The sequence below is a fragment of the Streptomyces sp. NPDC048254 genome (assembly GCF_043201895.1).
Classification (GTDB): domain Bacteria; phylum Actinomycetota; class Actinomycetes; order Streptomycetales; family Streptomycetaceae; genus Streptomyces.
In genome coordinates this window covers 157,997-176,715 of record NZ_JBICZJ010000016.1, presented here as the reverse complement: position 1 = coordinate 176,715, position 18,719 = coordinate 157,997, and the positions used below count along the sequence as shown (strand labels likewise).

Here is an 18,719-nt window from a genome sequence, read left to right as displayed (position 1 = left end):
CGTGTTCTCCCCGGCCGGAGGTTCACGCTCCCGCCGGGCGCCGGTAGCGGACGTTCCCTCACCGGGGACGCTGGGCCGGCCGCTCTCCCAGCCGGTACGGGTGCGCCGGGTAGACACCGAGAACACGCACCTCGGTGGAGAAGAAGCGCAGTTCCTGCAGGGCGAGTCCGACCCTGTCCTCGCCCGGGTGTCCCTCGATCTCGGCGTAGAAGCGGGTGGCGTTCAGCCCGGCTCCCAGGTGGTAGCTCTCGATCTTGGTGAGGTTGACCCCGTTGCCGGCGAACCCGCCGAGCGCCTTGTACAGCGCGCTGGGAATGTTGCGCACGCAGAAGAACAGGCTCGTCATCATCGGCACGCCCGTCGTCGGCGGCGCTGCGGCCTCCCGCGAGAGGACGACGAACCGCGTGGTGTTTTCGGGGTCGTCCTCGACTCCGGGCCTCAGCACCTCCAGACCGGACAGCTCCGCCGCCGCGGGCGGGGCGAGGGCCGCGTGCCGGGGATCCCCCAGCTCCGCCACCTCACGTGCCGCCCCCGCCGTGTCGTCGCTGACCAGCGTGCGCCAGCCGCCCTCGCGCAGCACCTTGCGACACTGCCCCAGCGCGTGCACATGGCTGCGGACGAACTCCACCTCACCGAGCGAGGTGCCGGGCAACGCCATCAGGTCGAAGCGGATCGGCAGGAAGTACTCGTCGACGATGAACAGTCCCGACGTCGGCAGCAGATGGTGTACGTCCGCGACGCGTCCGGCCGCGGAGTTGTCCACCGGGATCACCGCGACGTCGGCGAAACCGAGCGTGACGGCGTCGAGAGCCTGCTCGAAACTCGTGAAGGGCAGCTCACCGCAGGCCGGATACAACTTCCCGGCGACCGCGGCAGAGTTGGACCCGGGTTCACCCTGATAGGCGACAGTCGTCACTGTGTCGGACCTTCCACCAAATCGCCGACGGGAGGCATGCGTTCGGTCGCGAAGCGCATGCACTGAAGGACCGGAGCAGCGTCCTCGACGAGCCGCACCACACGGTCCGCCTGTCTCACGCCGTCCCATCCCGTCAGCGGCAGGGTCTGTTCGTACGCGGCCACGACCACGTGCCGCACCCTGGTACCGACCTGGGCCAGCAGGGTTGCCGCGGGCTCCGCCACGGCAGAAGCGCGTGCGTGTCCCGCAGCCGGGATGCCCCGCACCGCGGCCGCCAGGACGGTCCGTTCGTCGTACAGTACGGCGGCCAGTTCGGCGGCCACGTCGGCAGTCGCCATGGCCTCCGGGCACGCGTCGGCCGTGGCGGCCGGCACGAGCGCGGCCACCACGTCGGTGAGGCGGCGGGCCGCACCGAGCGCCATGGCCGTGACGGCGACACGGACGAAGCCCGCGTCGCCCGCCCGCAACGCCGTCCCGGCCGTGTGTGTGGCCAGCCCCGTCCGCACGTACATGTCGGTGAGTTCGAATGCCTCGGACTCGTACGTGCCCGCCGGGCCGGGAAGCGCGCGCGGGAGTGCTTTCACCGGGACGACGAAGAGGTTCCGGTCGCCCTCCGCCGAACACTCCCGCCACTGGCGCCGGTCCGCACCGAGCGGCAGGGCCAGCCATTCGGAGCTCCCGCCCGTCGGCCGCCGCCATCGTCCGGACAGCAGGAAGCCTCCCGCCACGGACCGGACGGCGGGACGGGGGTCACCGTCGGCGAGGACAGGAGCGGTGTCGAGAAGTGCGGCCCAGTTCCAGGTGCCGGTGAAGGCGTTCCAGGCGGCCGCGGGGTCGCGGTGACCGGCGTGCTCGAAGCGTTCGAGCACCTGGGACAGGTCCGCGTCCGGGCCGGGCAGGCCGCCGGGCGTGGCCGTCGTCATATATCTGGTCGGCTCGCTCACCGTTTCACAACCCGTCACCGTACGTCGTCCCACTCCTCGTCCTGCTCACTCCCGATCACGTCGTGGGCCCGGAGAAACGTTCACGTGAGTCCTGCCACAGAGAGCCGGAACTGCCTGGACGCCCGGTTCCCAAGGGGGCGGTGAACGCGGGACCCGCGGTTCAGCCGGCGGTCTTCGCGGGTACCTCGCCGTGCCGGTCGACCACACCGCGTGCCATGACGGCATCGATACCGAACAGCACGTCGCCCGTCGTACCCCTGGCATCGGCCTTGGCCCGGCCGTTGGTGAAGTAGTCCTGCGAGCCGGTGTAGGCGAGGGTTTCCTTGTTGAAGATCAGCACGGACCGGGTCGCGGAACCGGCGGCCCTGAGGGTGATGCCGATGCCGTGGCGTCCGGCCGCGTCGGCGGCGTCGGGGATCCAGGTGATGCCGGGAATCCTCGCGACGGACTTGTACAGGGCGGAGGCGGTCGCGGGCGGCATGATCGCGCTGCCCAGGAGGTCACCGATCGTCCTGAAGACGGCCTCGTCCTTCGAGTCGCCCTTGTCCACCGTGGTCTGGGCGTAGAGCACCTTGAGCAGAGCGTCCGGGTCGGTGGGCAGCGAGGCCAGCCACGCGTAGGTGGGGTACCACAGACCGGGTCCCACGGGAGACGCGGTCGTCATGGGCCCCAACTCACCAGGCATGGAGGCGTCCTTGCCGCTCGACCGGAGCCAGCCGACGGTGCTCACGCGACCGGGCTTCTGAGCCAGCCAGACCTCGTCCTTGTGCGCCGCACCGAGCACCACCGGACCGCCGAGGGTGCCCTTGTTCTCACGCACCAGGCGCTGGACGTAGACGAACTGGTTCTCCTTCACCGGCGTCCTGTCCGTCTTCATGGCCGCGTCGGCGATCCGGCCGAGGGTGACGGTGGCGCTGTCGGCCGGGGCCGGTGCGGAACCGGTGGACCCGGTCGCCGGGGCGGAGCCGTGGCCGCCGCCGGAGAACGTGACGACCAGAGCACCGGCCAGGGCCAGTGACACGGCGGGCAACACCAGGGCCGGGCGCGGCAGCCGGCGGCGGGAAGGAGTGGGCGACGTCTCGCCGGAGGGGCTCAGGTCGTGGTCGATCTGCTGCATCAGAATGTCCTTGTAGTGAAGACGGCGGCTCGGCGAGAGGTCCCAGTCGGCCGAAGCTGCCAGCAGTTCTTCTGCCTCACTACGGGCAAAAGCGGCGTGCCGGCGGTCGGCGTTCATCGGGTTTCCTCCTGCAGGAAAAGGGCCGCGAACGCGGCCTCACTCTCTTTCTCTCCGCGACGGCCACGCCGTTCCACATCCTTTCGAGGCACTGGACCGGAGCTGGCCCGGGCCAGTCGCGCCCGGGCCCGCGAGAGCCGCGACCTCACGGTGCCGACCGGGATGTCCAGTGCCTCGGCGGCCTGCTGGTAGTCCAGCCCGGCGCCCACGCACAGGGCGATCACCTCACGGTCCGCGCGCCCCAGTCGGCGCAGGGCGTCATGGACCAGGGCGAGGCGGCGGGCGTCGTCGACCCGGCCGGCCGTCTCGTCCGAGAAGTCCTCCACCGGCCGGGGCTCCGGGCTGCGCGCCAGAAAGGCGAGACGCCGGCGCAGACCGCGGTTGGCGTTGTGCGCCTTGTGCGTCGCGATGCCGAGCAGCCACGGTGTGAGCGAACCGCCCTCCGGATCCACCGTCTCCCGGGTCCGCCAGGCGCCCAGGAAGGTCTCGGACATCACTTCCTCGGCCTCCGGCCAGCTGCCGGTCAGCCGCAGCGCATGCCGGTAGACCGCGCGGGCGTTCTGGTCGTACAGGTCGGCGAACGCGTCACGGTCCCCCGCCCGCACGCGCGCCCGCAACGACTCACTGGGTTCTGTATGCCTCACGCTCTTTTTCTCTCCGCCGCCCCGGGCCGGTTCCCGTGTCCTGCGCCACACCGCCAGGACGGGCACGAGCGGTCGGCGGCGGCCGAACCGACGGGCGGAACGCGGCCGCCCGGATCGGGGCGGGCGGAGAGCGGCGGCCGCCCCGCGGTGGCGCGCGCCGCCGCGCTCGGGACGCCTGCGGCGTCTCGGTGGCCGGGCGCTGCCCGGCGCAGGCGGCCGGTCTCAGTAGCGGATGCGGTGGCACAGGGCCGGTACCTCGCCCGAGGCGAGACGCGGCATGAGGGCGGGGAGTTCTTCGAAGCCGCTCTCGCCGGTGATCAGGGCGTCCAGGGCGGAATCGGTGAGCAGGTCGAGGGCCAGGGCGAGCCGGTCGGCGTAGCTGCGGTCGGCGCGGGCCGGGGAGACGGTGCCGACCTGGCTGCCGCGGACGGTCAGGCGGCGGGAGTGGAAGGCCTCGCCGAGCGGGAGGGTGACCTTCCGGTCGCCGTACCAGCTCAGTTCCACGACCGTGCCCTCGGGCCGCAGCAGTTCCAGGGAGCGGGCGAGTCCGGCCTCGGTGGCGCTGGCGTGGACCACGAGGTCGCAGTCGCCGAGGGCGTCGGCGGGTGCGGCGAAGCCCGCGCCGAGCGCTTCGGCGGTCTTCGCGCGCGCCGGGTCGGCGTCGACCAGTTGCAGGCGTACGCCCGGGATACGGGCGAGCAGCGCGGCGACCGAGCATCCGACCATGCCGCCGCCGACCACCGCGATCCGGTCGCCGATGAGCGGCGCGGCGTCCCACAGCGCGTTCACCGCGGTCTCCACCGTCCCCGCGAGCACGGCCCGTTCGGCCGGCACCCGGGAGGGCACCGGGGTCACTGCGCTCGCCGGTACCACGTAGCGGCTCTGGTGCGGGTACAGGCAGAACACCGTGCGGCCGGTCAGTTCCGCGGGACCCTCCTCCACGACGCCCACGCTGAGGTAGCCGTACTTCACCGGACCGGGGAAGTCCCCCTCCTGGAAGGGAGCGCGCATCACCTCGTACTGGCTGTGCGGCACACCGCCGCGGAATACCAGCGTCTCGGTCCCCCGGCTCACGCCGGACCACAGTGCGCGCACCACCACGTCACCCTCGCCGGGCTCCGGCAGGGTCACCTCACGTATTTCACCGTGGCCCGGCGAGCGGAGCCAGTACGCGTGGGCGGAGCGGTTCATTCTCGTCCTCCTGAGGGATCGGCACGTGTGCACCCGCAGCCGTACGAGGGCGGTCGCCACGTGTTCCGGCGGCGGGAACTCCCGTGTGCTCGGGGAGCAGAAGCTACCGCAGGCGCGCGTCGGTTCCCTGCCGCCGCGAGATTGTCGTCACCTTTCCGAGGGGTGACATCTGCTTGCTCCCTCTGTCGTCACCGGTCAGAATGGTGACGCACTCCCCCGGCGGGTCCCTCCGCGACCCGCGGTGGACCGAGAGGAACGAGCCACGTGAAGAGCAGCAATCCGATCTTCTCCCGCCGGGGTTTCGACCGTCCGGCCGACGCCGCTCCCGCGGGCGATCTGCTCGTCAACCCGTACGCCCGAGTTGGTGGTCCGAGCCTGCGCAAGGAATCCCCGGCCGGCCGGCCCACGATGACGATGGACGACGTGATCGTCCGCACCGCGGCGACGCTCGGGACCGTGGTCCTGACAGCGGCACTGTCCTGGGCGGTGCTGCCCGTCGACCCGGACGCCCTCGGCCGGTCCTACGGGATCGCCGTCGCCGCCGCCGTCACCGCCTTCGTCCTCTCCCTCGTCCAGGCCTTCCGGCGCACGCCGTCCCCGGCCCTGATCCTCGGCTACGCGGCGTTCGAAGGGGTCTTCCTCGGCGTCATCTCGGACGCGACGTCGACATATGTCGCCCCCGGTGTCATCGTCCAGGCGGTCCTCGGCACCTTCGCCGTGTCCGCGGGTGTGCTCATCGCGTACCGGATGCGCTGGATACGTGTCACCCGGAGGTTCTTCGGCTTCGTGCTCGCCTCCGCCACCGGCTTCCTCCTGCTGACGGCCGCGGACCTCCTGCTGTCCGCCCTCGGCGCCGGCAACGGACTCGGACTCGGCAGCGGCGGGCTCGGAGCCGTCTTCGGCATCGCCGGCGTCCTGCTCGGTGCGTGCTTCCTCGCCCTGGACTTCCGGCACGTCGAGGACGCGGTCGCCTACGGCGCGCCGCGCGAGGAGTCCTGGCTGGCGGCCTTCGGCCTCACCGCGACCCTGGTGTGGATCTATCTGGAGGCCCTGCGGGTACTCACCGTCCTGCGGGACGACACCTGATGCGCCCGGGTGTGCCGCACCGGCAGACTCACACGTAAGATCACGTCGGCGGAGACAGGGTGTGCCCGCCCGGAGTCACCGGGTCTGCGAGCCCCCTGTGCGCGAAGGTCCCGGGCCACGACGCCCGGGACCGAGGTCTTCGACCGGCCGAAACCCCGCACTCCGCTGCTGTCGATGCTTACGGAGTTGTGATGCGCGCTGAGACCCTCCCCCGGATGTTCATCGAGGTCGCGGCCGAACACGGCGCGAGTGAGGCCCTGGTGGACGGAGCGGTCCGGCTCGGGCACGCCGAGGTGCTGCGGCGGGCGACCGCCGCCGCGGGCCGGCTGCGGGACCTCGGTGTCGCACCCGGTGACCGGGTCGCCGTCCTGCTGCCCAACTGCTGGCAGTACGCGGTCGGGTACGTCGGCATCCAGCTGTCCGGGTGCCGCGGCGGGCGACCGCCGCCGCGGGCCGGCTGCGGGACCTCGGTGTCGCACCCGGTGACCGGGTCGCCGTCCTGCTGCCCAACTGCTGGCAGTACGCGGTCGGGTACGTCGGCATCCAGCTGTCCGGGTGCTGCGGCGGGCGACCGCCGCCGCGGGCCGACTGCGGGACCTCGGTGTCGCACCCGGTGACCGGGTCGCCGTCCTGCTACCCAACTGCTGGCAGTACGCGGTCGGGTACGTCGGCATCCAGCTGTCCGGCGCGGTCGCCGTGCTGGTCAACACCCGGCTGACCGGCCCGGAACTCGACCACGTCCTCACCGACAGCGGCGCCAAGGTGATCCTCACCGACGCCCTCGACGGCCCGCTCGGCGCCCGCGTCCCTGCCGCCGTCGCCGAACGCGTCGTCCCGGCCGGCGTGCTCGTCCCCCGGACGGACACCGGGGCGGCCGAGACCGATCCGGGCGCGCTGCCCGGCCTGCGGAGCCGGCCGGCGGACGTGGCACATCTGCTCTACACCTCGCGCACCACGGGCAGGCCCAAGGGCTCCATGCACACCCGCGCGAACCTGCTGGCCAACGCGCGGACCGTGCGCGAGCGACTGGGTGCGGGACCGGCCGAGCGGACGCTCATCGCGGCTCCGATGTTCCCCGCGACCGGTGTGGTCTCGCACCTTCATCGGGTTCTTCACCGGCGGCGGATGCTGTGTGTTCACCCCGGAGTTCAAGGCGGAGACCGCAGTCGAACTGATGGTGCGTGAGCGCATCACCTTCTTCGCGGGCGTCGCGGCCATGCTCAGGCCGATCCTGCTCAAGGCCGAGGACACCGCCTCCGACCTGTCGTCCCTGCGCCTGTTCGTCATGGGTGGCTCGCCGGTCCCCGAGGGCTTCACCGCGGAGGTCAGGAGGCGCCTGCCCGGCATCAACCCCGGCAACGTGTGAGTCAACCGAGGCCAGGGCGCGCTCAGCCAAGATGACCGCACATATTAGACTCCTGAAGTCGCACAGGGGTCCTGAGGTTCTCTTCCTCACCCCCGCGCCGCGGACGTCAACCGGGCCCTGCCAGGACCGTGATCGCGGCTCCCGCCGTCCAGGCCGACGCGATGCCCGCGCACCAGGCTGTTGGTGCGGCACGTCCCGCAAGGAGTGAAGACAACCGTGAGCCCAGTCACGTCCATCGCCCCCTCCGGCGCGACCGTCCACGGGGGTGAACGGATGCTCGCGTGGCTTCCCGTGCCTCCCGAGGATCTCGACGGCCTCCCGGACTGTCTGGACTACGCGCACTGGGACGGCCAGGGCGGATTTCCCACGGACCCGGCCCGCGTCACCTTCTACGCGCCCCCGATGACCAAGGATCCGGACGTGATCCTCCGGCCGCTGCCGCACATGTCACGGCTCCGGGTACTTCAGGCGCTGAGCGCGGGGGTCGACTACCTGTTGCCGCACCTTCGCCCGGACGTCTTGCTCTGCAACGCTCGCGGCCTCCACAACGGCGGCACCGCGGAGTTGGCCCTGACCCTGACCCTGGCGGCGCTGCGCGGGGTGCCGGACCTCGTCCGCAACCAGGCCGCCGGGCGCTGGCAGGAGGGCATACGCCCGTCGCTGTCCGGCGCGACGGTACTCATCGTCGGGTACGGCTCGATCGGCGCCGCCATCGAGGAGCGCGTACTCCCCTTCGACTGCGAGGTGGAGCGCGTGGCCGGCTCGTCACGCTGGTCCCTGCGCGGGCCGGTCCACGCTCCGTCGGCCCTGAACAAGCTCCTGCCGCGGGCGGACGTGGTGATTCTCTCGGTGCCGCTCACCGAGAGCACACGGCATCTGGTGGACGCGGGCTTCCTGAAGACCATGAAGGACGGTGCCCTGCTGGTCAATGTGGCACGTGGTGCGGTGGTGGATACCGAAGCGCTGCTCGCGGAAGTACAGTGCGGCCGGCTCCAGGCGGCCCTGGACGTGACCGACCCCGAGCCCCTGCCCAGGGAACATCCACTGTGGACGGCACCGGGCGTGCTCATCAGCCCTCATGCCGGCGCGTTCACCACCGCGTTCGTACCGCAGGTCAAACGCATGCTCACCATGCAACTGAACCGCCTCGCCCGCGGACAGGCACTCCACAACGCCGTACTGGCCGTCCCTGCCGCAGGCTGAGGCGACTTCGCCCCCGCCCGGATATCGGCGATCGACACCGCCCCGGGCACCGCGCGCCTGTCATGTTTCACGCGGGCCATACCCGCCGCACAGACAACGGGACCCAATTCCGACGTCGTATTTTCATGTGGCAATGCCGCACACATCTGCACAATCGTGAATACCTCGGTACCATGCACAGCGCAGCACCATTGGTTAAAGGAGTGAACGGTTGTGACCAGCCAACCAGCCGCCACGCTCCGATCACGGTATGTGGAACAGGCCGTGTCGGATCTTGAGCGAAATCGTCAAATCCAGCTTCAACTTGCCGAACAGATCACGATGTTGAAGGAAGAGGAAGCTCTTCTTCAGGACATCCTGCAGCTCGCGGAGCGTTACGACGGTTTGTCGGACCCGCCACGGCTGTCCGAGCAGCCCAAGGAAACGCCCGTGCCGCGAAGCGCACGACGGGCTTCCGGCACGAAGGGGAAGTCGCGTCAACCGCTGCTCGGAGACATGTTGCTGGCCCTGCTCGCCGGACACGACGAGCCGCGGATGGCCAAGGAAGTACGCAAGGAACTCCTGCAGAAGCACCCGGACCGGAATCCGACACCCCAGGTCGTAAGGAACACCCTCGAATCATTGGTCGCCAAGGGGCACGTCAAGCGGTACCGGGAGCACCACTCGGTGAAGTACGCCCTGGCGAAGGCCCGGGAGGATCAGCCTCAGTGACCCGACCGGCCGGTGTGCTCCGTCCGGTGCGGACGCCCGGAGGGAGCACACGGGTACGGACCTCGACGACTTCCCGACACAGATACTCATATCAGGTCCGTATCCGTACGCGTGACGTGATACGTATTCGATGATCCGAGAAACACATGTGTATTCGGATCCAGGATTTCTCTCCGCGAATGGTGGCTGCCCGACGGAGTCCGCACGGCCGCCGACTTCGGCAGCGGAGTGCCATTTACACTGTGCCGCATGGCAGACGTGAAGAATATCAAGCCCCTCGATCACGACGAGGAGGCCTTCCTGCGGGCGCTGGGCAGGGTAATGATGCTTTTGCCGCGAGTCGTCGACGCGGACATGCTGGATGAACACTCGATCTCCACGGTTGAGTACATGGTGCTGGTGCACCTCTCCGAGGTGCGGCACCACCAGATGCGCATGAGTGACTTGGCAAATATGTGCGGGCTGTCGCTGAGCGGCATGACCAGGGTGGTCAACCGTCTCGAGTCGCAGTCGCTGGTCCTGCGGAAGAAGGCCCCCGATGACGGGCGGGCGTGGCTCGCCGTACTCACCAGTGCCGGATGGACCCAGCTGAAACAGGCCTGGCCCATCAACCTTGCAAGTGTCCGCCGCCATGTCTTCTCGCACCTGGACGGCTGCGATATTGCCGCAGCCGCGAAAGTGCTGGAGCGCATAGCGCCCTGCTGACACCGGAGCCCCCCGGCCCAGGAGGCGTCACCCGCCGTCGGCCGCCGCCGTGACGAGCCACTGCGCGACCTGTGCCGTTGTCAGCATTTCGGCTGTCTCGTCACGAATGCGCGAGGCCGCGGCCGTGAAGCCCGGATCGGACAACAGCCTGTGGCCCGCGGCGGCTGTCACCGCGGGATCCTGTTCCCCGGCCGGCAGTGCGATGCCCGCGCCGACCGCCGCCAACCGCTCCGCCTAGGGCCTGTCTGGCCTCTCGGGCACCACGCCGGCCGGGACACCATGTGCCGCAGCAGCGAAGGCGAGGTCGGGACCACCGTGGTGCAGCACCGCGGTGACATCGTTCAATTCTTCGGCGGCCGCGGAGCCGCGCACGGGATGTGCCCCGCCCGCCTCCCCGTCGAAAGCGTCGCTCTCCCTCCGGCGTGTGAGTGACAGCCGGGCGGGCGCCGGACCGGACTCCGCCCGCGTCGCGTCGTGCCGGCGGGCCGCTGCCGGCCACTGCGGGCGCAGGCTCGGCGGGGACAGATGCAGCAGCCGACGCCCGTCCGACGCCTGCGGGGGAGGCTGGAGTCCGCGGTCCAGGTAACGGGTGCGCACGGTCGCCGTGAGAGCGTCGACTTCGTCCGGCTCCAACGCCGTACCGGTGACCGCCACGACGCAGGGCACCTCGCAGGCGCTCGCCACCAGCGGCCCCACCAGGTCGCAGTGCTCGGAGACGATCAGATCGGGCATCCACCGCCCGGCCCGGTCCACTGCTTCGTCGGCCATGAGGTCCACACGCGCACCGGCGAAGTACTCCGCCATGATGTCCGTCGTGGGGCTGAGCAGGATGTCCACGCCGATACGGCGGGCCACCTCAGCGGTCACCTCGTATGTGGTGGGGCCGAAGAACATCAGCTCGAAGCCCTCCTGCTCCAGCCAGGGTGCCGCCTCCGAGGCGGTTGCGAGGGCGACCTCGTGCCCGTACTCACGCAGTGCCCGGGCCAGCGGCAGCAGCGGGGTGAGGCGTTCGGGCAGGGGATTGCTGAAGAAGAGGATGCGCACGGCGGGGACTTTCCTGACTCGACGTCGCCAGAGGCCGCTCTGGCCGGTTTCCGCCCATGACGGACGTCAGGACAGACCGCCCGTATGCCGAAGAGGCGGTGACATCACGAACATACCCACCCTTTAATTGCTCCGTCAAACATCTTGCGGCGACCGGGATCGTCGCAGAGGTGCCGCCGGGTTGCCGGTGACCGGCGGAGCGGGGCACGCCCCCACACGAAGTCGGCCTTCACCGCCCGTGTCCGGGCGGTGAAGGCCGATGTCACGCGCGGCCGGTCAGGGGGTCGAAGACACCCGTGAGCCGTTCCGCGCCGAATGCGGGGTCAGCGCAGGCCGGCGGCTCGGAGCACGGTCTGGCTGACCGTGTTCCCCGCCGTGTCACGTGCACTGGCCCGCAGCGACACGAACGACACCTTCCTCGGTGCGTCCAGCCGGAACCGTCCGTCGGACCCGCCGCTCGCGCGGTGCCAGGTCTTGCCGTCGTCGTAGGACAACTCCAGCGTCACCCGGCCCGGCGAGCCGGCTGCGACGGCTCCGGGCAGGGATTCGGCCTCGGCGGTCAGCGTCGCGTTCCGGTCGGCCCGGCCCGCGGCGTCGGTACTGAGCCAGTAGTCGAGTTGCAGCAGCGGCAGCACGGCCGACGGGGCGTCCACCGGCGCCTGCGAGGTGAAGGTCCAGTCCGTGGTGGTGGTCGACGAGTACGGGCTGTACGCCGCGTCCCGGCTGTTCTTGACTTCCAGGCGGTACGGAAGGCTGCCGGTGGCCGGAGCGTCCGCCTCGACCACCGCACCCGTGCCCTGTGCCAGCTGTGTCTTGCCCTGGTACAGAGTGACCGTCTGCTGGGAGAGGTCGGAATTCATGTCCATGCCGACGTGATCGCGGCTGCCGTACGCCGGCACGTCCAACGTCAGCGCGTTGCCACTTCGGCTTGGCAGCCGGTAGTTGTCGTTCAGGTAGGGACGCTGGATCGGCTTGAACCACTCCTGGGTCTGGGTGCTGCCCGCCCGGTACGTGGTCCTCGGCTCGATCTCGTAGAGCAGACCGTCGGCGAACGCCTCCTGACCCCAGGTGTTGGCTCCCGTGGTGGAGACCCAGTCGACGCGCTTGCCGTTCACCGGTGCCCGCTGCATGGTGGTGCCGGCGCCGTAGTTCGAGTACGCGGGCCAGTCGTAGCGGTACTCACCGCCGGTCACCGTCGGGTCCGACGCGTCGAAGGTGACGTCGACCCGGGCCAGGTTGTCCCGGCCGCCGCGCACGACCAGGTCGGCCGGAATCCGGTTGTGCCAGGTCTGCATCAGGTCGTACACGTATGCCGGCGAGGGCTCGGACGCGACGGCGAGCACGGCCTTTCCGGTGCGGGCCTGCCGGACGAGTTCCTCGCCCTGGTCCATGGTCAGCAACGCCACGTCGACGGCAGCGGGGGTGGTGAAGTCGCTGCCGTACGGACGTAGTTGCCGACCGACCACGTCGTTCTCGACCAGCAGCAGCCTGACCCCGGCCTGTACGGCCGCCGCCGCCTGGGCCGCGTCGGCGACCGTCTCGTTGCGGCGTACGACCACGGCCTTGCCGCGCGCGTTCAGGTTCTTGTAGTCCGAGGCACCTCCGTTGCCCGCGAAGACCACGGGCAGGCTGTAGTGGCCCTTGGGCAGCGGCGTGACAAGCCTCTGCCGCAACACGTCGGTGAAGTCGGTGGACTTGGTGGAGACGCTGAGCGCGGACTGCTGCTTGCGCCAGCGGGCGCCGAGGTAGAAGTCGCCGTGGGTGACGTCGTGCGTGGTCGGCTGAGCCCACAGACTGTCGTAATAGGTCTGGGTCTCCATGTAGTCACGGTACGAGGCACCGTCCATCGACCGGAAGTACTCCAGGCGCCGGTAGGTCGTCGCGGTGGGCTGCGGGACCGTCATGTCGACCTGGTGGATCTTGCCCACGTCGAGCGTCACGGTGCGGTCCTGGTCGAGATCGACCTCAGGGTCACCGAGCAGCGCCTCGCCCCTCGAGTGCGGGCCGTGCACACCCTGTACGTCCTTGAAGGACAGCACCGAGTAGATACCGGCGGCCAGATACTCGGAGCCGGTGCCGGAATCGTCGACGATGAGGAAGTCCGGGTCACTCTCGCCCTGCCTGATGACTTCGACGACGCCCGACATGGGCCGGCCCTGGGCGTCCTTGAAGGTCATGGTCAGTTTGTGGGCCGTGCTGCCCAGCGACACCGCGGTGTGCGCGAGTGCGTCGCCGTCGGCGTCGGCTGCCACGATCTGGCCGGTGAAGTGCCCGTCAGTGGTCGGCGCCGAGCCGTCGATCGAGACGGTGACGCCGGCGGTGCCGTGTGCGGGGACCGTGACGTGGTTCGCGGACAGACCGAACAGGCCCGCCGCGGAGCTGGGAGCGTCGACCGACAGGGTGAGGGTGATCGCCGCGTCGGTGAGGTTGGTGTAGGTCACCGGACGCTCCACCGGGGGCGACTCGGGGTCCGCGGTCCCGGTGGAGGCGGTGGACGTCGCGAAGACCTTCACGCGGGCGGCCGCCGCGACGTCCACCCGGCCGCTGCCGGCCTGGAAGGCGTCGTACGCCGGGGTCCGCAGCGAACTGCTGACCAGCAGGTCCTTGATCTGGCTTCCCGTCAGTTCCGGGTGCTGTGCCGCGATCAGCACCGCGGCCCCGGTTACGTGCGGGGCGGCCATGGACGTGCCACTGAGCGTCTGGTAGTAGCCCTGGCCCTCGCCGGCGTACTGGGAGCGTGCCGCGAGGACGTCCACACCGGGCGCGGTGATCTCCGGCTTGATCGCGCTGTCGCTGATCCGCGGGCCCTGGCTGGAGAAGATCGCCAGCGCGTCCTTCGAATCGACCGCGCCGACGGTCAGGGCGGCGTCCGCCGCCGCGGGGCCGCCGATGCTCCGCGCCCGGCCGGTGTTGCCGGCCGCGGTCACGAACAGGGCACCGGTCTGGGCGCTGAGCTGGTCGACGGCCGCGCTCAACGGGTCCGTGCCGTCGGACGGCGTGTTGGAGCCGAGGCTCATGTTGATGACCTTGGCGTGCTCGTCGACGGCCGCCCACTCCATGCCGGCCAGGATGTCGGAGTCCTGCCCGGTGCCGCTGTTCGACAGGACCTTGCCGATGTGGAGGCGGGCGCCCGGCGCGACCCCCTTCTCCGTGCCGTCGGAGGCGGCGCCGGTGCCCGCGATGGTGGAGGCGACGTGGGTTCCGTGCCCGTTGTGGTCCTGGACGTCCTCGTCCGGGACGAAGCTGCGGGTGGCGGCTATGCGCCCGGCGAGGTCGGGATGCCCGGTGTCGACGCCGGTGTCCAGGACGGCGACGTCCACACCCTGGCCGGTGTCGCCGCCGGCCCATACCTGGGGGGCACCGATCTGGGCGGTGGTGTCGGCGAGGTCGGCCTTCACCTTGCCGTCGAGCCAGATCCGCGCGATCCCGGCGGCGAACGCCGGCTTCACGGTGGCGGCGCGTCCCGCGGTGTCCGTGCCGGAGCGGGTGACCGCTGTCCAGAAGCTCTGCGACCGGGACCGGTCCTCGGTCAGGGCGGCGCCGCCGATGCCGTCGAGGCCGCGTACCCGGGTCGCTCCGGCGGGCTGGACGTCCGCCTGCCGGTCGGCGGCGCCCCGCACGTAGGAGACGATCAGCGGGAGTCCGTCGGTGTGCGCGTCGTCGTATCCGTCGGCGACCAGATCGCTGACGTCGAACAGCCGTCGGTCCAGGATGCCTTCGGCGATGTAGGGGACGACGGCATCGGGGTAGACGTAGAGGTCGCCGCCGTTCTCCATGACACGGGCGTCGGCCGTTCCGCCGTCCGGGCCGGTGACGACGACGGTGCCGCCCGTCTGGCCGGGTTGGGTCGGCTGCCGTGTGGTGACGGTGTCACCGGTGATCAGAGTGACCGAGTGGGTTCCGGCCGGAACGTCGGCGGCCGCCGTGCGGGAGGTGCCGGAGCCGGCCGCGGAACGTCCGGAATACGCGGACGGGACGTCCGCCGACGCGATGAGGGAACTGGACAGTGCGAGGAGGGACGCGCTGACGAAGGCCAGAACGCCCCAGCGTCTCGATGGAGTCTTCTTCACATGTTTTCCTGTGGAAACGGAAATCCGTGGACTGTTGTCCGGGATTCGCCTTGGGTTCACCCGGTTGGGTTGGCAGGAGTCTCCCAGTGAACATGTGACCAAGGGTGTGACAATGGCAGTGATCATTCCCACGAAACAGGACCGTCGCCGGACGGTCTATGAGCACAGCGTCCGAGCGCACACCATGCACGAACCAAGGATGAGCAGGTAGAACGCAAGGAGGGCAGCGGTCGGCGCCGTACCGGAGAAGCGCAGAAAAAGACAGGAAGGGCATGGCCGCTAATCGGCACGAAAATCGGCTCCGAGAAAGGAGAACCTATTCAGCTCCTGCTTTTTGGCGAGCGCGCAGAAACGACCGCGCAGCGCTTCACCTCAGGATCGACGGTACAGGACCCTTGTCGGATCGTCTGCCCCTCACCGCACAACACGTCCGGTTCGTATCGCGAAATCCGTTTTATTGCATAGTCAAGCATGAGCTCTTTTCCCGTCGCACTCTCAGCGGCCGTCCGCGGTGCGGCGCAGCAGCGGGGTGAGACGGTGCGGCACCAGTTCCCTCATGGCCAGGGCCGTGGCGGTGCGCTCGATGCCGGGGACGGCCAGGATCCGGCCCGCGACCCGGTACAGGTCCTCCGCGTCCACGGCGACCACCCGCACGAGCAGATCGGTCTCCCCGCTCAGCCCGAAGACCTCGACCACCTCCGCGATACCCGCGAGCGCCTCCGACACCTCCGCCAGCCGGTGCTGGCCCACCCGCGCGGTGACGAACGCCGTCAGCGGGTGGCCCAGCGCCTTCGGGACGATCCGGCGCTCGAAGGATCCGAGCGCGCCGCCCTGCTCCATCCGGGCCAGCCGGGCCTGGACCGTGTTGCGCGACAGCCCCAGCTGTTCCGCCAGCGCGACGACGGTGGCCCGCGGGTCGGCCGTCAGGGCGAGCAGGATCCGGGCGTCCGTGGCATCGAGGCTCCGCGCAGTGCTCATGTTGCTCGGTCCGCACCTCTCATCGGCACCGGGTTCTGAGCAGAATGCTCAGTTCGACATACATATCTTGTGCAACCGCAGAGCCGTATGTCTACTGAGGGCGCACAAAGCGAAGTGTCCGAGGCCGTGTGCCGGTGACGGAGGTGTCTGTGGTGACCACTGACCAGAAGCTGATGACGCACGGTGGCGGCCGGGCCCTAGACCGGACCGCGGATCTCGCCGTGCTGGAGGCGGTCGAGCGGCGGCTGCTCTGGCTGTCCACCGCGATCGTCGACCACGCCAACCGGGTACGGCCCAACCCCTCGGGTCTCAAGGTGGGCGGCCACCAGGCGTCGAGCGCCTCGATGACCTCGATCATGACAGCGCTGTGGTTCCACGCGCTGACCGCCCGGGACCGGGTGTCGGTGAAGCCGCACGCCTCCCCGGTGCTGCACGCGATCAACTACCTGCTCGGCGAACTCGACGAGTCCCGGCTGACGACCCTGCGCGCCTTCGGGGGCCTGCAGAGCTATCCCAGCCGGACCAAGGACCCCGACCCGGTCGACTACTCCACCGGCTCGGTCGGCATCGGCGCCACCGCCCCCCTGTGGGGCGCCCTCGCCCGCCGCTACGTCGAGGGCCACTTCGGCGGGGCGGGCACCGGACGCCAGTACTCCCTGCTGGGCGACGCGGAACTGGACGAGGGCGCCGTCTGGGAGGCCGTGCAGGACCCGATGGTGCAGGGCCTCGGCGAGGCGGTGTGGATCGTCGACCTCAACCGGCAGTCCCTGGACCGCGTCGTCCCCGGTATCGCCGCCGACCGGCTCCAGGGCATGTTCGCGGCGGCCGGCTGGCAGGTGATCACGCTCAAGTACGGGAGGCTGCTGGAGGAGCTGTTCACCCGGCCGGGCGGCGAGGCCCTGCGTGCCCGTATCGACTCCATGGGCAACCCCGAGTACCAGCGCCTGCTGCGCTGCTCGGCCGACGAGCTGCGCGATCGCCTGCCCGGCACCGGTTCGACGGCCGGACCGGTCGCGGGTCTGATCGCGTCCCTGGACGACAGCTCCCTGCTGGCCGCGCTGCGCAACCTGGGCGGTCATGACATCGGGGCGCTGACGGAGGCGTTCGACAGCGTCGACGACGCCTGCCCCACGGTCATCTTCGCGTACACGGTCAAGGGTCACGGGCTGCCCACCCAGGGCCACCCGCAGAACCACTCCTCCCTGCTGACCGCCGACCAGATGTCGGCGCTGGCGGACCGACTGGGCACGGACCTCGACCACCCCTGGCAGGCCTTCGCCCCCGGGTCGCCGGAAGCGGCGCTGTGCGCGGCGGCCTCCGCGCGGCTGCACCGCCCCGCACACGTGCCGCAGGAACCCCCGGCGATCCCCGCCGACCTCGGCCGTCCGGCCCCCACGGGTACCGGCAACACGCAGCAGGCTCTGGGCAGGGTCCTGCTGGACCTCACCCGCCGGGCTCCCGGGGCGGCGAGCCGGATCGTCACCGTCAGCCCCGATGTCAGCTCGTCCACGAACCTCGGGGGCTGGCTCAACAAGGTCGGCGTGTGGTCGCCGACGGAGCGCCCTGACTGGTTCGCCGACGACTCCGAGACGCTCCTGCACTGGCAGGAGCGGCCGACCGGCCAACACGTGGAACTGGGCATCGCGGAGACGAACCTGGTCGGCGTGCTGGGTGAGCTGGGCGCCACCTGGAGCCGCTGGGGACAGCCGCTGCTGCCGATCGGCGTGGTTTACGACCCCTTCGTCAACAGGGCCCTGGAACCCTGGTCGTTCGGGATCTACGCCGGCGGCCAGTCGATCCTGGTCGGCACGCCGTCCGGGGTCACGCTGGCCCCCGAGGGCGGCGCGCACCAGTCGATCACCACGCCGTCGCTGGGCATCGAGCAGCCCGGCTGCGTCACCTACGAGCCCGCCTTCGCCGTCGACACGGAATGGTGTCTGCTGGCGGCGCTCGGCAATCTCGGCCGCCCGGACGGGAGTTCGGCCTACCTGAGGCTCTCCACCCGTCCCGTCGACCAGTCCCTGGCCGCCGTGCCCGGGGACCCGGCCGCCCGGGAACGCCGACGGCGGCAGGTGACCGCCGGGGCCTACCGGATGCGCCGGCACGACAAGCCCGTGGTGACCATCGCCGCGATGGGAGCGGTGATGACCGAGGCGCTCGCCGCCGCCGACCGGCTCGCCGCCCTCGGCCACCAGGCCGACGTCGTGTGCGTGACCAGCCCGGACCTGCTCTTCCGCGCACTCCAGGCCCGTCGTGGCCTGGCGGACAGCCCGAGCTGGATCCTCGACCAGGTCTTCCCCGCCGACCGGGCCACCCCGCTCGTCACCGTGCTGGACGGTCATCCGCACACGCTGGCGTTCCTCGGCACGATCCGCAACACGCCCGTCACCACACTCGGAGTGACCGCGTTCGGCCAGTCCGGCTCGATCGAGGACGTCTACCGTCACCACGGCATCGACACGTCCGGTGTGGTCGCCGCCGCCCTGGACCTCATCGACTGACACGGCCGGTCCACGACGGCGGGGGGGGGGGGGGGGGGGGGGGGGGGGGGGGGGGGGGGGGGGGGGGGGGGGGGGGGGGCGGCGGGGCGCCCCCCCCCCCCGGGCGCCCCCGGGCAGCCGCCCCCG

16 protein-coding genes and 2 pseudogenes are annotated in these 18,719 nt (G+C 70.6%); 9 read left to right on the top strand and 9 right to left on the bottom strand.

Annotated elements, in window-relative coordinates; translation table 11 throughout:
* Window positions 1–58 precede the first annotated feature (58 nt).
* The 5 genes from ACGFZQ_RS36695 to ACGFZQ_RS36675 all read right to left on the bottom strand — a co-directional run bounded on the left by ACGFZQ_RS36695 (window position 59) and on the right by ACGFZQ_RS36675 (window position 4,929).
* Window positions 59–916 (bottom strand): prephenate dehydratase, encoded by an 858-nt coding sequence (locus ACGFZQ_RS36695; protein WP_294002365.1) that lies wholly within the window; start codon window positions 914–916, stop codon window positions 59–61.
* On the bottom strand, window positions 913–1,839 hold the full coding sequence (locus ACGFZQ_RS36690; RefSeq protein ID WP_393843993.1) for a hypothetical protein: 927 nt from the start codon (window positions 1,837–1,839) through the stop codon (window positions 913–915). Before ACGFZQ_RS36690 ends, ACGFZQ_RS36695 begins: the two co-directional genes overlap by 4 nt.
* A 181-nt stretch (window positions 1,840–2,020) precedes the next feature.
* Window positions 2,021–3,094 (bottom strand): CU044_5270 family protein, encoded by a 1,074-nt coding sequence (locus ACGFZQ_RS36685; protein ID WP_393843992.1) that lies wholly within the window; start codon window positions 3,092–3,094, stop codon window positions 2,021–2,023.
* Window positions 3,091–3,711 (bottom strand): RNA polymerase sigma factor, encoded by a 621-nt coding sequence (locus ACGFZQ_RS36680; RefSeq protein WP_393844071.1) that lies wholly within the window; start codon window positions 3,709–3,711, stop codon window positions 3,091–3,093. Before ACGFZQ_RS36680 ends, ACGFZQ_RS36685 begins: the two co-directional genes overlap by 4 nt.
* A gap of 249 nt (window positions 3,712–3,960) precedes the next feature.
* Window positions 3,961–4,929, bottom strand: a complete 969-nt coding sequence (locus tag ACGFZQ_RS36675; protein WP_393843991.1) for a zinc-binding alcohol dehydrogenase — start codon at window positions 4,927–4,929, stop codon at window positions 3,961–3,963.
* Between the two features lie 264 nt (window positions 4,930–5,193).
* Here ACGFZQ_RS36675 and ACGFZQ_RS36670 point away from each other — a divergent pair, with 264 nt between their 5' ends.
* From ACGFZQ_RS36670 to ACGFZQ_RS36635, 8 genes and pseudogenes are all read left to right on the top strand, one after another.
* Window positions 5,194–6,015, top strand: coding sequence for a Bax inhibitor-1/YccA family protein (locus ACGFZQ_RS36670; RefSeq protein ID WP_294002371.1), 822 nt, complete (start codon window positions 5,194–5,196; stop codon window positions 6,013–6,015).
* Window positions 6,016–6,206: 191 nt separating this feature from the next.
* Window positions 6,207–6,431: pseudogene (locus ACGFZQ_RS36665) on the top strand (AMP-binding protein); the annotation flags it as partial.
* 8 nt (window positions 6,432–6,439) lie between these two features.
* A pseudogene (locus ACGFZQ_RS36660) lies at window positions 6,440–6,514 on the top strand (hypothetical protein); the annotation flags it as partial.
* A 56-nt stretch (window positions 6,515–6,570) separates the two neighbouring features.
* Complete coding sequence (locus tag ACGFZQ_RS36655) at window positions 6,571–7,200, top strand: AMP-binding protein (protein WP_393843990.1); 630 nt, start codon at window positions 6,571–6,573, stop codon at window positions 7,198–7,200.
* Entirely contained in the window at window positions 7,190–7,381 is a 192-nt protein-coding gene (locus ACGFZQ_RS36650; RefSeq protein ID WP_393843989.1) for an AMP-binding protein, read from the top strand. Before ACGFZQ_RS36655 ends, ACGFZQ_RS36650 begins: the two co-directional genes overlap by 11 nt.
* 273 nt (window positions 7,382–7,654) lie before the next feature.
* On the top strand, window positions 7,655–8,584 hold the full coding sequence (locus ACGFZQ_RS36645; protein ID WP_393844070.1) for a 2-hydroxyacid dehydrogenase: 930 nt from the start codon (window positions 7,655–7,657) through the stop codon (window positions 8,582–8,584).
* A 213-nt stretch (window positions 8,585–8,797) separates the two neighbouring features.
* Window positions 8,798–9,295, top strand: coding sequence for a hypothetical protein (locus ACGFZQ_RS36640; protein ID WP_294002383.1), 498 nt, complete (start codon window positions 8,798–8,800; stop codon window positions 9,293–9,295).
* 249 nt (window positions 9,296–9,544) lie between these two features.
* Window positions 9,545–10,000, top strand: coding sequence for a MarR family winged helix-turn-helix transcriptional regulator (locus ACGFZQ_RS36635; RefSeq protein WP_294002385.1), 456 nt, complete (start codon window positions 9,545–9,547; stop codon window positions 9,998–10,000).
* A gap of 27 nt (window positions 10,001–10,027) precedes the next feature.
* Here the strand turns inward: ACGFZQ_RS36635 and ACGFZQ_RS36630 are convergent, their stop codons facing one another.
* From ACGFZQ_RS36630 to ACGFZQ_RS36615, 4 genes are all read right to left on the bottom strand, one after another.
* A complete protein-coding gene (locus tag ACGFZQ_RS36630; protein ID WP_393843988.1) occupies window positions 10,028–10,225 on the bottom strand; it encodes a nucleotide disphospho-sugar-binding domain-containing protein in 198 nt (65 codons plus the stop codon).
* A 9-nt stretch (window positions 10,226–10,234) separates the two neighbouring features.
* Window positions 10,235–11,044 (bottom strand): glycosyltransferase, encoded by an 810-nt coding sequence (locus tag ACGFZQ_RS36625; protein WP_393843987.1) that lies wholly within the window; start codon window positions 11,042–11,044, stop codon window positions 10,235–10,237.
* Window positions 11,045–11,367: 323 nt separating this feature from the next.
* On the bottom strand, window positions 11,368–15,114 hold the full coding sequence (locus ACGFZQ_RS36620; RefSeq protein WP_393843986.1) for a S8 family serine peptidase: 3,747 nt from the start codon (window positions 15,112–15,114) through the stop codon (window positions 11,368–11,370).
* Between the two features lie 495 nt (window positions 15,115–15,609).
* Window positions 15,610–16,092: an Lrp/AsnC family transcriptional regulator gene (locus ACGFZQ_RS36615; RefSeq protein WP_294002395.1), complete on the bottom strand. Its 483-nt coding sequence runs from the start codon at window positions 16,090–16,092 to the stop codon at window positions 15,610–15,612.
* A gap of 173 nt (window positions 16,093–16,265) precedes the next feature.
* Between ACGFZQ_RS36615 and ACGFZQ_RS36610 the strand changes: the two genes are divergently transcribed.
* Complete coding sequence (locus ACGFZQ_RS36610) at window positions 16,266–18,593, top strand: pyruvate dehydrogenase (RefSeq protein WP_393844069.1); 2,328 nt, start codon at window positions 16,266–16,268, stop codon at window positions 18,591–18,593.
* Window positions 18,594–18,719 lie beyond the last annotated feature (126 nt).